This is a genomic window from Brasilonema octagenarum UFV-OR1 (assembly GCF_963888615.1).
In the GTDB taxonomy this organism is placed as follows: domain Bacteria; phylum Cyanobacteriota; class Cyanobacteriia; order Cyanobacteriales; family Nostocaceae; genus Brasilonema; species Brasilonema sennae.
Map to the genome: position 1 here is coordinate 1 of NZ_CAWPKW010000126.1, position 587 is coordinate 587.

At 40.9% G+C, this 587-nt stretch carries 1 protein-coding gene; it reads left to right on the top strand.

The window, feature by feature from the left end; translation table 11 throughout:
• Window positions 1-127: 127 nt before the first annotated feature.
• Window positions 128-587: CHAT domain-containing protein (locus AC5590_RS08925; RefSeq protein ID WP_169269050.1), on the top strand; the 460-nt coding region annotated here is incomplete at its 3' end.

Here is a 587-nt window from a genome sequence, read left to right on the forward strand (position 1 = left end):
CTGTTCCCTCTAGTCGCAATGACTGGTGCATAAGTTGATTTCAGTTTCATCTATATATATAAGTGATATAAGTGTTTTTCATATAGCACGTTTGAATTGTGCCCGTATCAAATTTGATCCTTGTTCTATGAATTCTCCCCAACCCGATGATGATAATAACCTAGATGTCAAAACAATTTTGATTTTGGCAGCAAATCCGGCTGGGACTTCCAGGTTGCAATTGGATAAAGAAATACGGGAGATTGATGAGGGGTTGAAACGAGGAAACAAACGTGAGCAGTTTAGGTTAGAGCAAAAGTGGGCAGTACGTCAACGTGATTTTTACCGAGCAATCTTAGATTACCAACCTCAAATTGTTCACTTTAGTGGGCATGGTGGTGGAGTTGATGGAATCGTTTTAGAAGATGAAGCAGATGAGCCAGCGTTTCTTAACGCAGATGCGCTCTCCAGTATGTTTGAATTATTTGCTACAAAGGGAGTTGAGTGCGTACTTCTGAATGCTTGTTATAGTGAAGTACAAGCAAAAGCCATTAGCCAGCACGTCAACTATGTGATTGGCATGAACCGAACGATTGGGGATAAAGCAG